Origin of the sequence: Pseudomonas sp. ARP3, from assembly GCF_001029595.1 — a bacterium.
Lineage (GTDB): Bacteria > Pseudomonadota > Gammaproteobacteria > Pseudomonadales > Pseudomonadaceae > Aquipseudomonas > Aquipseudomonas rhodesiae.
Genome location: NZ_LEKF01000003.1, coordinates 158,633 through 172,482, shown reverse-complemented (window position 1 = coordinate 172,482; position 13,850 = coordinate 158,633). Strand labels below are relative to the sequence as shown.

At 61.7% G+C, this 13,850-nt stretch carries 11 protein-coding genes; 2 read left to right on the top strand and 9 right to left on the bottom strand.

The features are described 5' to 3' along the window. Window positions 1–16 precede the first annotated feature (16 nt). Window positions 17–1,123 carry an NADH:flavin oxidoreductase/NADH oxidase gene (locus ABX75_RS05105; protein ID WP_034112079.1) on the top strand — a complete coding sequence of 369 codons (1,107 nt, stop codon included), beginning with the start codon at window positions 17–19 and terminating at the stop codon, window positions 1,121–1,123. 268 nt (window positions 1,124–1,391) lie between these two features. After that, window positions 1,392–1,577: a hypothetical protein gene (locus tag ABX75_RS05100; protein WP_034096182.1), complete on the top strand. Its 186-nt coding sequence runs from the start codon at window positions 1,392–1,394 to the stop codon at window positions 1,575–1,577. Between the two features lie 44 nt (window positions 1,578–1,621). Here ABX75_RS05100 and ABX75_RS05095 read toward each other — a convergent pair whose 3' ends face one another. From ABX75_RS05095 to ABX75_RS05055, 9 genes are all read right to left on the bottom strand, one after another. After that, window positions 1,622–3,247 carry a glucan biosynthesis protein D gene (locus ABX75_RS05095; protein WP_047881563.1) on the bottom strand — a complete coding sequence of 542 codons (1,626 nt, stop codon included), beginning with the start codon at window positions 3,245–3,247 and terminating at the stop codon, window positions 1,622–1,624. A gap of 357 nt (window positions 3,248–3,604) precedes the next feature. Beyond that, on the bottom strand, window positions 3,605–5,467 hold the full coding sequence (locus tag ABX75_RS05090) for an NAD(P)/FAD-dependent oxidoreductase (RefSeq protein ID WP_047881562.1): 1,863 nt from the start codon (window positions 5,465–5,467) through the stop codon (window positions 3,605–3,607). Between the two features lie 65 nt (window positions 5,468–5,532). After that, a complete protein-coding gene (locus ABX75_RS05085) occupies window positions 5,533–6,957 on the bottom strand; it encodes a gamma-aminobutyraldehyde dehydrogenase (protein ID WP_034096185.1) in 1,425 nt (474 codons plus the stop codon). Between the two features lie 170 nt (window positions 6,958–7,127). Beyond that, window positions 7,128–7,937, bottom strand: coding sequence for an ABC transporter permease (locus tag ABX75_RS05080; RefSeq protein WP_034096186.1), 810 nt, complete (start codon window positions 7,935–7,937; stop codon window positions 7,128–7,130). After that, complete coding sequence (locus ABX75_RS05075; RefSeq protein ID WP_047881561.1) at window positions 7,927–8,859, bottom strand: ABC transporter permease; 933 nt, start codon at window positions 8,857–8,859, stop codon at window positions 7,927–7,929. The genes ABX75_RS05080 and ABX75_RS05075 overlap by 11 nt, the downstream gene beginning before the upstream one ends. 1 nt (window position 8,860) lies before the next feature. Beyond that, the gene (locus ABX75_RS05070) at window positions 8,861–9,895 is read right to left on the bottom strand and encodes an ABC transporter ATP-binding protein (protein ID WP_047881560.1); all 1,035 of its coding nucleotides are present in this window, start codon (window positions 9,893–9,895) and stop codon (window positions 8,861–8,863) included. 199 nt (window positions 9,896–10,094) lie between these two features. Then, window positions 10,095–11,246 carry a putative ABC transporter substrate-binding protein YdcS gene (ydcS, locus tag ABX75_RS05065; protein WP_034112087.1) on the bottom strand — a complete coding sequence of 384 codons (1,152 nt, stop codon included), beginning with the start codon at window positions 11,244–11,246 and terminating at the stop codon, window positions 10,095–10,097. A 71-nt stretch (window positions 11,247–11,317) separates the two neighbouring features. After that, on the bottom strand, window positions 11,318–12,775 hold the full coding sequence (locus ABX75_RS05060) for a gamma-aminobutyraldehyde dehydrogenase (RefSeq protein WP_047881559.1): 1,458 nt from the start codon (window positions 12,773–12,775) through the stop codon (window positions 11,318–11,320). Between the two features lie 132 nt (window positions 12,776–12,907). Beyond that, on the bottom strand, window positions 12,908–13,819 hold the full coding sequence (locus ABX75_RS05055; protein WP_034096190.1) for a LysR family transcriptional regulator: 912 nt from the start codon (window positions 13,817–13,819) through the stop codon (window positions 12,908–12,910). Window positions 13,820–13,850 lie beyond the last annotated feature (31 nt).

The window sequence follows — 13,850 nt, the reverse complement described above, 5'->3', positions numbered from 1 at the left end:
CCAGAAGAGGTGCGCCATGAGTCAGCTGCTCGAATCCTATACCCTGCGCCAATTGACCCTGCCCAATCGCATTGCCGTTTCGCCGATGTGCCAGTACTCCAGCGTCGATGGCTTGGCCAACGACTGGCACCTGGTGCACCTCGGCAGCCGTGCTGTGGGCGGCGCCGGTCTGATCTTCACCGAAGCCACCGCTGTGACCGCCGATGGCCGTATCACCGCCCAGGACCTGGGGCTGTGGAACGATCAACAGATCGAGCCGCTGCAACGCATTACGCGCTTTATTGCGGCCCAAGGGGCGGTTGCCGGTATTCAACTGGCCCATGCCGGGCGCAAGGCCAGCACCCACCGCCCGTGGCTCGGCAAGCATGGCAGCGTCAAGCCCGAAGACGGCGGCTGGGTGCCGGTCGGCCCTTCGCCGATTGCCTTCGACCCGCTGCACACACAACCCAAACAGCTGGATGAGGCACAGATCCAGCAGGTGGTTGCCGACTTCGTCGCGGCCGCCAAACGCGCCTTGACTGCGGGTTTCAAGGTGGTGGAGATCCACGCGGCCCATGGCTATCTGCTGCACCAGTTTCTGTCGCCACTGAGCAATCAACGTCAGGACCAGTACGGGGGCTCGTTCCAGAATCGCATTCGATTGGTGTTGCAAGTGACCGAAGCCGTGCGCGACGTCTGGCCTCAGGAACTGCCACTGTTCGTGCGCGTATCTGCCACCGACTGGGTGGAAGACGGCTGGAACCCGGATGAAACCGTGGAACTGGCGCGCCGCCTCAAAGCAATCGGGGTGGATTTGATCGACGTCTCGTCCGGCGGCACCGCCGCCAACGCCGAGATCCCCACCGGCCCGGGTTACCAGACCCGTTTCGCCGAGCGGGTGCGCAAAGAGTCAGAAATTGCCACCGGCACCGTCGGCATGATCACCGAGCCGGCGCAGGCCGAGCACATCCTGCGTACCTGTCAGGCCGACATCATCTTCCTGGCCCGTGAACTGCTGCGCGATCCGTACTGGCCGTTGCATGCCGACGACGACCTGGGCGGGCGCAAGGCGATCTGGCCGGCGCAGTATCAACGAGCAACCCATCGCGATCAGCCAATCCATGAGTCCGATTTGAGGGATTAGCCGTCGCGACAATAAGCAACCCACCCTGATCCGGTGGGTTTTTTATTGCCCTGAGTATGGGAAATACCTGTAGGCCTTTGTTACCGAAGAAATTTTTTAAGTGAATGCTCTAAAAAAATCCCACGCGCGATCAGAATGTTTCTACGCTTACGGTAAGCCTGATTTCTGGCCCAGGAAATCAGGCGGCTTGCCCACTGAGGCATTGCGCTTCACGGGACGCAGGTGATGGGCGCCAGGAGTATTTGATTGTTATCAGGAGAAGCAGTCCATGGCCAAGTCCTATGGTGTAGCGGGTATGGTGGCGTCATTTCTGACCCGCAGGGTGGCGTTGCGAGGTCGAAGGCTGAGTTCGGATGAAGAGGCGTTGTTGGCGCAGTACCGCGCCCTGACCGAGGATGACCAGGTGGCGATGCGGTACTTGATTGGAGCGATGAAAAGCGTGTCGCGATTCTGAATCGCGGTTCAATCATGGGGGAGCGAACGCTCCCCCATGGTGCATCAGGTGTACTTGCGTTGGTCCGGTGCTGGCGGGAAGTACTGATACAACCAGGTTTCGCTCAAGGTGCGGTCCTGGGTGCGGATAAACAATCGCAGCTCCACCGGTTCCACGCTGTCGCTGGTCGGGTACCAGTCGAACAGAATGCGGTAGCCCTTGATGTTATCCAGTACCAGCACGCTGAAGTCCTTCACCTCGCCGTGGGAACAGGTCACCACCGGTTCGATCCCGGTGCCCTCCGGCAAGCGGTCCAGGCCGCCCCCCTTGAAGTCCACCGCGAAGCGGCGCGCCCACACCGGCGGGTAATGCTCGCCCGGTGCCCAGCCTTCGGTAAAACCGCCCATGCCGGAACGGGTAGCATCCACTTGCGCTAATGGCGTGCTTACCGGTGGCAGGGCGCTCCAGTACAGCTTGTAGCCGTAGTTGAGCGAATCGCCGGCGGCCACGGGGTTTTTCGGGGTCCAGAAGGCGACGATGTTGTCCAGGGTTTCGCCGGTGGTGGGGATTTCTAGCAGGTCGATGGAGCCTTCGCCCCAAGCGGTGGTCGGCTCCACCCACAGGCTTGGGCGTTTGCTGTACCAGTCCACAGTGTCCTGATAGCTGGCGAATTCGTGGTCGGTCTGCACCAGCCCGAAGCCTTTCGGGTCGGTGTCGGCGAACGCATTGAATTGCAGCTTGGCTGGGTTATTCAGAGGGCGGCAGACCCACTCGCCATTGCCGCGCCACATGGCCAGGCGGTCCGAGTCGTGGATCTGCGGGTGGATGGTGTCGCACATGCGGCGCTCGTGGGTGCCGCAGCTGAACATGCTGGTCATCGGTGCGATGCCCAATTGTTCGATGGCCGTGCGCGCATTGATATGCGCGTCAATGGCCATCACCACCTGGTTGGCCTGGCAGTCGATATCGAAGCGGTAGGCACCAGTGGCGCTCGGCGAGTCGAGCAGGGCATAGACCACGAAGCGGGTAGCGTTCTTATCCGGGGTTTCGAACCAGAACTGCGTGAAATCTGGGAATTCTTCGCGTTTTTTCGCGTAGGTGTCGATTGCCAGGCCACGCGCGGACAGGCCGTACTGGCCGGTGGAATCCACCGCGCGGAAATAGCTGGCGCCGAGAAACGACAGCACATCATGACGGTCCAGCTCCGGCGCCTTGAACAGTTTGAAGCCGGAGAAACCCAGGTCGCCGGTCAGTTGCTTGGTGTCGACCGTAGTTTTTTCATAGTTGAACAGCGAAGGGCGGAAATGCACCTCACGGGCTTGGCGGGTCTTAGGGTCGACGCTGTGCATGCGCACCGGCGTCTTGAAGCCCATGCCGACGTGGAAGAACTGCACGTCCAGTTGGCCATTCAGCTCTTTCCACAGCGAATGGTTTCGGTCGTAGCCGATGGCGTTGAAATTCTGCGGGGTCATGCTCGCCAGGGTCGGCGGCAGCACCTGTTTGGTGTCTTTGTAGGCGGTTGCGGCCAGTTGTTTGGCCTGGGCCTTGAGCGATTCGAAGTCGAACGCCACGGCTTTCCCATCGGCGGCGCGGTTCCCGGCCCATGCTTGGGCGGCGAGCAGGCCACTGGCCGACAGACCGGTATAAGCCGCAATGGCCATGGACGCTTTGAGCAAATTCCTACGATGCATAGAGACAACCTGTCGTGAGCAAATCCCGCGCCGTTCCTGGCACGTGCTGGATCAGAAAGTACGGTTCGGACATGCCTTCGGCCAAACGCAACGAACATTAAACAGACGCCGGATAGCTTAAGCGGTTCGATGGTGTAGGAAAAATGATTGATGGCGGGGTGATAGCATTGCAAGTGCGACAAGACATTTCCGGGGCTGTGGGGCAACCACATTACTCACGAATTATGAAGATCCAATGTGGGAGAGGGCTTGCTCCCGATAGCGGTGCATCAGCCAACTATTTCAGTGCTGACCCACTGCTATCGGGGGCGAGCCCCCTCCCACAAACAGTTTTGTATTGCCTGTCAGAGGTGTGTTTCAGGCCACTTCGCCCACGGCTCGGTACGCCTCGTCGATCGCCGCATGCGCGTACGCACTCCAGGCCGCGTCCGAGTTGGCGATGCTCACATGCCCCAACGGTTTGCGCGCCAGGTTCATCAGCGCTTCACTTTCGTCGGCGTCATCGAACAGGCTGTTGGAAAAATACGCATAGCCATGGGACCAGCGATTCACGGTGATCGCCAGGATATCCGTCTCATGGTTGAACCCGCCCGGGCCTAGCATGCGTTGCAGTTGGTCACGTAATTGCGCTTCCAGTTGCTCGAATGTCTGCCCATACAACCGGCCGCGTCCGGCGCGGGCCTGGTCGCGGGCGTTCATGCCGCTGTTGGGGCTGGTGGGCACGTAGACCATGTGCAAGCCGATGGGCTGCGTCGGGTCGCGCGGGTGGTCGTAGCCGCCCATGCTCACCGGGTAGTCCAGCTTGATGCGGCTGTAAGGCTGGGTAGCTGCGTAGATTTCATGCACACCCAACTTCTCAAACGCCTGCCAGTTACGAATCACCACCTTGGTGTACACCAAGGGGAATTTCACGTTCTGGCTCAACGCATGGGCCTGGGGCGCGGGCAGGCCCTTGAGCAGGTACGGAATCATCATGTTGTAGCAGGCCAGGATGCAGCGTTTGCCGCGTACTTGTGCGAGTTGGCCGCCTCGGCTGTAGCCGATATGTACGCCGTCGCCGACATTGCGCACACTCACCGCCGTGCTGTTCAAGCGCAGGCGCACCGGCGCCTTGGGTTGGTCGAGCCTGGCATAGTCGAAGGGCGCCAGCACGATATCGTCCATGGTGTGCCCCGGCGCCACCCCCGGAATCAGGCTGCGCACCAAGAGGCGCGCCAGCGACGCGTTGCCGTCCGGGAAGTGGTAGATGTAGGGCTCTTCCATTTCTGCCGCAGCTTCTTCACTGATCGGCGTCAGGTTCATCCCCGCGAAGCCAGGGAAACCGACGTTATAAGCGTCGGACGCAGCCACGGCATCAATGCTCAAGGCCATAAAGTCATTGGTGCGGCTCTGGAAGTATTTCACCGCACCTTCCGACAACCCCACGTTCTTGAGCAGGAAGTCCCGGTAGCTGGTGGCCGCCAGATAATCGGCCTTTTCCTCGGCCGTTTTGCCCGGCAAGTAGTCCTTGGGCGCAGTGTGCAGTTCGATCAACGCCTGGCGGTCCGCAGCCGGCAGTGGGAAATCATTGATAAAGTCTTTCAGGGCGCGCCCATGCAGCTGTTCCGGGGCGATATCGTCGGCCACCATCGGCGTCGGGTCGCCGGTCACCAGTTTGTCTTCGCCGAAGTTTTCCTTGTCGAAAAATACCCCGCGCGACAGCCCCAGGCTGGGGTAGAACGGGCGGTCGAAGGCGGTTTCGAAGCGCTTGATATTCACCCCGAGCTTTTTCAACAAACCGTTCACTTGCTCGCTGAACAGGTGGGTGGGCGACTGGAAGGCTTCGCTGCCGCCATAGCCGATGATCATGCGGCCGCCGGCCTGGAACTCATTGCGTTTGGCATGGCCGCCGAAATCGTCATGGTTTTCCAGGATCAGGATTTTCGCCTTGGGGTGCTTCTCACGGTAGAACCACGCCGCCGCCAGACCGCTCAGGCCACCGCCGACCACCACCAGGTCATAGTCCTCGGTGATCGGCAAGGTATCGGTGTCAAAGACCTTCTTTTCCCAGCCCATCTGATGCGCCACTTCGAACGAACCGACATGACTGCCGCGCAGGCCGGTGAGGGCGGGTGGGTAATAGCGACCGTCGGGGGCGGCCTGGAGAATCTGCAGCGGCGTGATGCCGGCAGCAATGGTGATGGCGACGCCGTTGAGGAAGTCGCGGCGGGTGATGTCCATGGGGGATCCTGAAAATTATTGTTATTAGCCCCCCTGCAAGCGCCTGCTTGCAGGGGGGCGGCGAATCAATGCTTGAACATCACATGCCGGACCGTGGTGTAGTCCTCCAGCCCATACATGGACATGTCTTTGCCATACCCCGACAGTTTCTGACCGCCGTGGGGCATTTCGCTGACAAGCATGAAATGGGTGTTCACCCAGGTGCAGCCGTATTGCAAGCGTGCGGCCAGGCGATGGGCGCGTCCTACGTCGGCCGTCCACACGGATGACGCAAGGCCGTAGTCCGAATCGTTGGCCCAACCCAGCACCTGGGCTTCATCCGAGAATTTGGTAACCGACACCACCGGCCCGAACACCTCGCGGCGCACGATTTCGTCGTCTTGCTGGGCGTCGGCCAGCACGGTCGGTTCAAAGAAGAACCCGTTGCCTTCTACGGCCTTGCCGCCGGTGATCAGCCGGATATGCGATTGCGCCACGGCACGTTCGACAAACCCGGCCACGCGGTCGCGGTGTTGTGCGGTGATCAATGGCCCCAGCTCGGTGCTTGGGTCATCCTGCAAACCGTACTTGATGCTGGCGACCGCCGCGCCGAGTTTCTCGACAAAGGCGTCGTAGATGTCCGCCTGGGCATAGATGCGACACGCCGCCGTGCAGTCCTGGCCGGCGTTATAGAAACCGAAGGTGCGGATGCCTTCCACGGCGGCGTCGATGTCCGCGTCGTTGAAGATAATCACCGGTGCCTTGCCGCCCAGCTCCATGTGCATGCGCTTCACGCTGTCGGCGGTGTTGGCGATGATGTTCGCGCCGGTGGCGATGGAACCGGTCAGCGACACCATGCGCACTTTCGGATGCTGCACCAGCGGGCTGCCTACTGTCGGGCCGCGGCCAAACACCAGGTTGAGCACGCCGGCCGGGAAGATTTCCGACGCCAGTTCCACCATGCGCAATGCCGTCAGTGGGGTTTGTTCCGACGGTTTGAGCACCACGGTATTACCGGCGGCCAGGGCCGGGGCGATTTTCCAGGCGACCATCATCAGCGGGTAGTTCCACGGTGCGATGGACGCGATCACGCCCACCGGATCGCGGCGGATCATTGAGGTATGGCCGGGCAAGTACTCGCCGCCGGCCGAACCGCTCATGCAGCGACTGGCACCGGCAAAGAAGCGGAACACGTCGGCAATCGCCGGGATCTCGTCGTTCAGCGCGGCGCTGTAGGGTTTGCCGCAGTTGTCCGACTCCAGCTTGGCCAGTTCTTCGCCGTGGGCTTCGATGGCGTCCGCCAATTTGAGCAGCAACAGCGAGCGGTCCTTGGGCGCGGTTTGCGACCAGCTTTCGAACGCGGCATCGGCGGCGCGCACGGCGGCGTCGACCTGGGCTTCGCTGGCTTCGTTGATTTCCACCAGCACACGGCCCAGGGCCGGGTTGAAGATGGCCTGGGCCGGGCCTTCGCCTTGTACCAGTTGGCCGTTGATCAGCAGTTTGGTTTGCATGATTGAGTCCTCCAAAAAACGCGTGTTATTTCCCTGAAGAAACCGGATTTAAATGTGGGAGGGGGCTTGCCCCCGATGCCAGTGGCTCAGTGACAGCTGTGTTGGCTGTCACACCGCTATCGGGGGCAAGCCCCCTCCCACATTTGAACCGCGTTCCTTCAGTGGCCAAGTTATTTACCGCCGCTCCCCGCCACGCTTTCACCGCCGCGGGTCAAGTAATAGGCGCCCAGGATCGGGAACATCGTCACCAGCATCACCAGCATCGCCACCACGTTGGTCACCGGCACATCCCGTGGCCGGCTCAACTGGTTGAGCAGCCACAGCGGCAAGGTGCGCTCATGCCCGGCGGTGAAGGTGGTGACGATGATTTCGTCGAACGACAGCGCAAACGCGAGCATGCCGCCGGCCAGCAGCGCCGAGCCCAGGTTGGGCATGATGATGTAGCGGAAGGTCTGCCAGCCGTCGGCGCCCAGGTCCATCGACGCCTCGATCAGGCTGTGGGAGGTGCGGCGCAAGCGGGCGATGACGTTGTTGTAGACGATCACCACACAAAAGGTGGCGTGGCCGACGATGATGGTGAACATCCCCGGCTCGATGCCCAGGGTCTTGAACGTTGCCAGCAACGCGATACCGGTGATGATCCCCGGCAATGCAATCGGCAGGATCAGCATCAGCGACACGCCCTGTTTGCCGAAGAACTCACGCCGGTACAGCGCCGCGGAAGCCAGTGTGCCGAGCACCATAGCGATCAGGGTGGCGATGGCGGCGATCTGCAGCGACAACTTGATCGCTTCCAATACGTCGGGCCGTGCGAACGCCACGCTGAACCACTTCAGGGTGAAGCCCTGGGGCGGGAAGCTGAACGCCGCTTCTTCGGTGTTGAAGGCGTAGAGGAAGATGATCAGGATCGGGAAGTGCAGGAACACCAGGCCGCCCCAGGCGGCTATGCGCAAACCGAGAGATGCTTTTTCAGAGTGCATCGAAGGCCCCCAGGCGTTTGACGATGGACAGGTAAATCGCGATCAGCACGATCGGCACCAAGGTGAACGCCGCCGCCATGGGCATATTGCCGATGGCGCCTTGCTGGGCGTACACCATGCCGCCGACGAAGTAGCCCGGCGGGCCCACCAGTTGCGGCACGATAAAGTCGCCCAGGGTCAGCGAGAACGTGAAGATCGATCCGGCGGCGATCCCCGGCACCGACAGCGGCAAAATCACCTGCATAAAGGTCTGGCGCGGCTTGGCCCCCAGGTCGGCCGAGGCTTGCAGCAGCGACGGCGGCAAACGCTCCAGGGACGCCTGGATCGGCAGGATCATGAACGGCAGCCAGATATAGACGAACACCATGAACCGTCCTAAGTGCGAGGTGCTCAAGGTGCTGCCGCCCACGCCAGGAATGCCCAGCACAAAGTGCAGCAGCGGCTCCAACCCCAGGTGCTGCACAAACCACTGCGCCACGCCGCCCTTGGCCAGCAGCAAGGTCCAGGCGTAAGCCTTGACGATGTAACTGGCCCACATCGGCATCATCACGGCGATGTAGAAAAACGCCTTGGTCTTGCCGGTGGTGTAGCGCGCCATGTAATAGGCAATCGGGAAGGCGACGATGGCGCTGGCGATCGACACCACGATCGCCATGCTCAGCGTGCGCAGGATGATGTCGAAGTTCGACGGCTGGAACAGCGCGGCGAAGTTGGCCAGGGTCAGGTCCGGGGTAACCGCCATGGTGAAGTCGTCGAAGGTGTAGAAGCCTTGCCATAGCAAGGTCAGCAACGAGCCCAGGTAGATAGCGCCGAACCAGATCAGCGGCGGCACCAGCAGCATCGCCAGGTATAGATTGGGCTTGCGGTACAGCAGGTTGGAAAACCTGCGCATCGGCGCGTGTTGGGAAAGGGCCAGGCTCATGTCACACCTCGCCTGCGCTGTCAGTCAGCGGCGTCATGGCTTCCCGCGCCCAACGCGCGGTGAGGGGCTGGCCGACCTGATGGGCGCCGCTGGTGTCCAGCCACTGGTTGTTGGCCTGGCTGATGCTCAGGGTCTGGCCGTTGTCCAGTTTCAGCTCAAAACGGGTGGCGCTGCCCTGGTACTGGATGTCATGCAGCACGCCGCTGATCTCCACATCGCCAGCGCCCAGCGGGCCTTCGGCAAACCGCACATGTTCCGGACGGATCGAAAACGGTTGGGCGCTGCCGCTCAAGCGCTGGGCCAGTTCGCCCCGAATCACGTTGGAGGTGCCAACGAATTCGGCGACGAACGCCGTGGCCGGTTTCATGTAGAGGTTGCGCGGGGTGTCGACCTGTTCGATACGGCCTTTGTTGAACACCGCCACGCGGTCGGACATGGACAGCGCTTCGGTCTGGTCGTGGGTCACGAAGATAAAGGTGATGCCGAGCTGGCGTTGCAGCTTTTTCAGCTCGCTTTGCATCTGCTCGCGCAGCTTGAGGTCGAGGGCGCCCAGGGGCTCGTCAAGCAACAGCACGCGCGGGCGATTGACCAGCGCGCGGGCCAGGGCCACCCGTTGGCGCTGGCCGCCGGAGAGTTGCACCGGTTTGCGTTCGCCGTAACCGCCCAAGGCCACCATGCCCAGGGCTTCTTCGGCGCGGTTGAGCCGTTCGGCCTTGCCCACGCCTTTGACCTTTAGGCCATAGGCCACGTTGTCGCGCACATTCATATGGGGGAACAGCGCGTAATCCTGGAACACGGTGTTCACATCGCGCTGATACGGCGGCAAGCCGGCGGCTTCCTCACCATGAATGCGGATCGAGCCGGCGCTGGGTTGTTCGAAGCCGGCGATCAGCCGCAGGCAGGTGGTCTTGCCCGAGCCGGAAGGGCCGAGCATGGAAAAGAACTCGCCGTCCTCAATATCGATGCAAACCCGGTCAACGGCTTTCACTTCGCCGAACTGACGGGAAACGTGGGTGAATTGGACTGCAAGCGTCATGGTGCGGTGCTCCAAAAAGGCGCGGGTCGTCGCAGCGGCCCGGCCTGGACTTCTGAAAAAACAAAACATCTGTGAGTGCGGTCAATGTGGGAGGGGGCTTGCCCCCGATACCAGTGGTTCAGTGAAAGCTGGGTTGGCTGTCACACCGCTATCGGGGGCAAGCCCCCTCCCACAGTAGGTCTATGCCGTCTTGATGGTTTTAACGGCCGCCCATGATCGCAATGTAGTCCTGGGTCCAGCGGCTGTACGGCACGAACTTGCCGCCTTCGGCCTGTGGGGTTTTCCAGAAGGCGATCTTGTCGAACTGGTCGAAGCCATTGGTCTTGCAACCCTCGGCGCCGAGCAATTCGCTCTCCTTACACGCGGCCGGCACCGCTGGCAGCGAGCCGAACCAGGCGGCGACATCGCCCTGGACCTTCGGCTGCAGCGACCAGTCCATCCACTTGTAGGCACAGTTGGGGTGCTTGGCCTCGCTGTGCAGCATGGTAGTGTCGGCCCAGCCGGTGGCGCCTTCCTTGGGGATGGTCGAGGCGATCGGTTGTTTCTCATTGACCAGCCCGTTGACTTGGTACGGCCAGGCACTGGAGGCCACCACGCCTTCGTTCTTGAAGTCGCTCATTTGCACGGTGGTGTCGTGCCAGTAACGGTGGATCAGCGGTTGCTGGGCGCGCAGCAGGTCGAGCACGGCCTTGTATTGCGCTTCGGTCAGCTCGTAGGGGCTCTGGATTCCCAGCTCCGGTTTGGTGGCCTTGAGGTACAGCGCCGCGTCGGCGATGTAGATCGGGCCGTCATAGGCCTGCACGCGGCCCTTGTTCGGCTTGCCGTCCGGCAGGTTCTGCGGGTCGAACAGCACGCTCCAGCTAGTGGGCGCGGTCTTGAACACGCTGGTGTTGTACATCAGCACGTTCGGCCCCCATTGGTACGGGGTGCCATAAGTTTGCTGGCCGACCACGTACCACGGCGCATCCTTGAGGCGCGGGTCGAGGTTTTTCCAGTTGGGAATCAGCGCGGTGTTGATCGGCTGCACACGCTTGCCGACGATCAACCGCAGCGACGCATCGCCGGAGGCGGTGACCAGGTCATAGCCGCCCTTGGCCATCAGGCTGACCATTTCGTCAGAGGTGGCGGCGGTTTTCACATTGACCTTGCAGCCGGTTTCCTTCTCGAAACCGCTGACCCAATCGTAGGCTTTGTCGCTTTCGCCACGTTCGATATAGCCGGGCCAGGCGACGATATCCAACTGGCCTTCGCCGGCGCCGACCGCCTTGAGCGGTTCGGCGGCTTGCAGGCTGGCGCTGGCCAGCAGCGCGGTGGTCAAGGCACTGAGCAGTGCGGTCTTGTGCGCGGACATGGGGGTTCCCTCTTCTTTAATTATGGTCGGGGCAGTGTGTGAAGCCGTGATGCATGAGCTTAGTTGTTGTTTTAAAGGTGCTGACCGTGACGCGCCATGATGTGGCGCACCACGCTGTAGTCCTGTAACGAGTCGCTCGACAGATCTTTCCCGTATCCCGAGCGCTTCAAACCGCCGTGGGGCATTTCGCTGACCAGCATGAAGTGGCTGTTGATCCAGGTGCAGCCGTATTGCAGGCGTGCCGCCACTTGCATGGCTTTGTCCAGGTTCTGGGTCCACACCGAAGAGGCCAGGCCGTATTCGGAATCGTTGGCCCAGTCCACCGCTTGCTCCAGTTCGTCGAAGCGGGTCACGGTGACCACCGGGCCAAACACTTCGCGCTGCACGATCTCATCGCTTTGCTTGCAACCGGCCAGCAGGGTGGGCTGGTAATAGAAACCGGCACCGGAATGCACGGCGGCGCCGGTGACCCGTTCGATATGCGGTTGGCCGAGGGCGCGTTCGACAAAGCTGGCGACGCGGTCGCGCTGGCGTGTGCTGATCAGCGGGCCGAGTTCGTTATCGGCGTCGCGTTTGCCGGCAAAGCGCAGGCTGCCGACGGCCGCGCCCAGCTCGGCGACCAATTTGTCGTGAATCCCGGCCTGGGCATAGATACGGCATGCGGCGGTGCAATCCTGCCCGGCGTTGTAATAGCCATAGGCGCGCACGCCTTCGACCACGGCCTGCAGGTCGGCGTCGTTACACACGATCACCGGTGCCTTGCCGCCCAATTCCAGGTGCGTGCGTTTCAGGGTTTTGGACGCGGCTTGCAGAATCTTCTGGCCGGTGACGATATCGCCGGTCAGCGACACCATGCGCACCTTGGGATGACTGACCAAATGGCTGCCGACCCCTTCGCCGCCGCCGCACAAAATGTTGATCACGCCCCGTGGCAGCAGCTCTTTGAGCACGGGTGCCAGGGCCAGGATCGACAGCGGCGTGTGTTCCGACGGTTTGAACACCAGGGTATTACCGGCGGCGAGGGCCGGGGCGATCTTCCACGCGGCCATCATCAACGGGTAGTTCCATGGCGCAATGGAGGCCACCACGCCGATCGGGTCGCGGCGCACCATGCTGGTGTAGCCCGGCAGGTATTCGCCGCTCAATTGGCCAGTCTGGCAACGCACGGCGCCAGCGAAGAAGCGGAACACATCCACAGTGGCGCTCAAATCATCCTGACGCGCCAGGTGCAACGGCTTGCCGCAGTTCAGCGATTCCAGACGGGCCAGGTAGTCGGCTTGTTTTTCAATAGCATCGGCGATGCCCAGCAGCAGGTTGGCGCGTTGCTGCGGCGTGGTCCGCGACCAACCGGCAAAGGCGCGGTGGGCGGCAAGGATGGCGCTTTCGACTTGCTCGGTGCTGGCTTCGGCGATTTGAGTCAGCACTTCACCGGTGGCCGGGTTGAGGATCGGCTCGACAAACCCCTGGCCTTGAACCAGTTCGCCGTCGATCAGCAACGCAGTGAGCAGCGGGGTGGACGCGCCGGACATTTTTCGCGATCTCTTTTCTTGTGTGGCCATGGGCGTTCTCTTACAAGGCGCCCGGCTTTCTCTTATGGATGAGTCGAGAGTAGAGGGCGGGCGCGAGGTCAACAAATACTAAATACTGAATGCAGCATTCGATTAAATAGATGGCTTGCGTGGGTGCGGTTGTTCGCGTGCCACAGTGAGGAACGGGTCCACCAGGGTCGGACGCGCGGTGCCACGGCGCCAGGCCAGGCCGACATCCAGAGTCTGGCTGAGGTCTGCAATCGGCCGCGCTTCAATAATGTCGCCTTCCAGCGACCAGGGGCGGTAGGTCATGTCCGGCTGGATCGACACCCCCAGGCCCGCCGCCACCAAGCTGCGCACCGCTTCGGTGGATGCCGTGCGCAAGGTCACACGCGGTTGCAGGCCGGCGCCGGCCCACAGGCGCTGAGCGTTGTGGCCCATTTCATCGACGTTCAACTGAATCAACGGTTCGCGTGCCACATCAGCCAGGTTGATGCTGTCGTGCTCCAACAACGGGTGCTGCGCCGGCAGCCACAGGCGGTGGGGCGAGTGGGTCAGGACTTCGGTCTGCAGGGCATGACGGTCTTCGAGGTTGGACAGGATCAGCACGCCCACGTCGATTTCGCCGCTGACCAGCAGATGTTCGATATACGGGCGCTCGTCTTCCATTACGCGGATTTCCACATTGGGGTACGCGCGCTGGAAGCGGGTCAGCAGGTCGGCCAAGTAGTAGCCGGCCACCAGGCTGGTCACGCCGACGATCAATTGCCCGGCTACCTGGTCGGTGCTCTGTTGCAGGCTGCGCTTGGCGTTGTCGACGGTGGCCAGAATCAGGTGTGCCTGGCGCAGAAACTGATGGCCCTGGTGGGTGAGGGTCATGCCCTTGGCGTGGCGATTGAACAGGTTGACGCCAATCTCCTGCTCCAGTTGCTGGATCGCCAGGGTCAGGGTCGACTGAGAGATGAACGCGGTTTGCGCGGCGGCGGAGATCGAGCCGGTCTCGGCCACGGCAATGAAGTGGCGGATTTGACGCAAGGTCATCATGCTGGAATTACCAGAAGGCTGTTTTTATAGA

What these genes read in the sequence shown, in the direction of transcription:
- ydcS (WP_034112087.1), bottom strand. Translation starts at nt 11,246, where the DNA reads ATGTCCGCGCACAAGACCGCACTGCTCAGTGCCTTGACCACCGCGCTG.
- ABX75_RS05095 (WP_047881563.1), bottom strand. Translation starts at nt 3,247, where the DNA reads ATGCATCGTAGGAATTTGCTCAAAGCGTCCATGGCCATTGCGGCTTAT.
- ABX75_RS05055 (WP_034096190.1), bottom strand. Translation starts at nt 13,819, where the DNA reads ATGATGACCTTGCGTCAAATCCGCCACTTCATTGCCGTGGCCGAGACC.
- ABX75_RS05060 (WP_047881559.1), bottom strand. Translation starts at nt 12,775, where the DNA reads ATGTCCGGCGCGTCCACCCCGCTGCTCACTGCGTTGCTGATCGACGGC.
- ABX75_RS05075 (WP_047881561.1), bottom strand. Translation starts at nt 8,859, where the DNA reads ATGAGCCTGGCCCTTTCCCAACACGCGCCGATGCGCAGGTTTTCCAAC.
- ABX75_RS05070 (WP_047881560.1), bottom strand. Translation starts at nt 9,895, where the DNA reads ATGACGCTTGCAGTCCAATTCACCCACGTTTCCCGTCAGTTCGGCGAA.
- ABX75_RS05090 (WP_047881562.1), bottom strand. Translation starts at nt 5,467, where the DNA reads ATGGACATCACCCGCCGCGACTTCCTCAACGGCGTCGCCATCACCATT.
- ABX75_RS05085 (WP_034096185.1), bottom strand. Translation starts at nt 6,957, where the DNA reads ATGCAAACCAAACTGCTGATCAACGGCCAACTGGTACAAGGCGAAGGC.
- ABX75_RS05080 (WP_034096186.1), bottom strand. Translation starts at nt 7,937, where the DNA reads ATGCACTCTGAAAAAGCATCTCTCGGTTTGCGCATAGCCGCCTGGGGC.
- ABX75_RS05105 (WP_034112079.1), top strand. Translation starts at nt 17, where the DNA reads ATGAGTCAGCTGCTCGAATCCTATACCCTGCGCCAATTGACCCTGCCC.
- ABX75_RS05100 (WP_034096182.1), top strand. Translation starts at nt 1,392, where the DNA reads ATGGCCAAGTCCTATGGTGTAGCGGGTATGGTGGCGTCATTTCTGACC.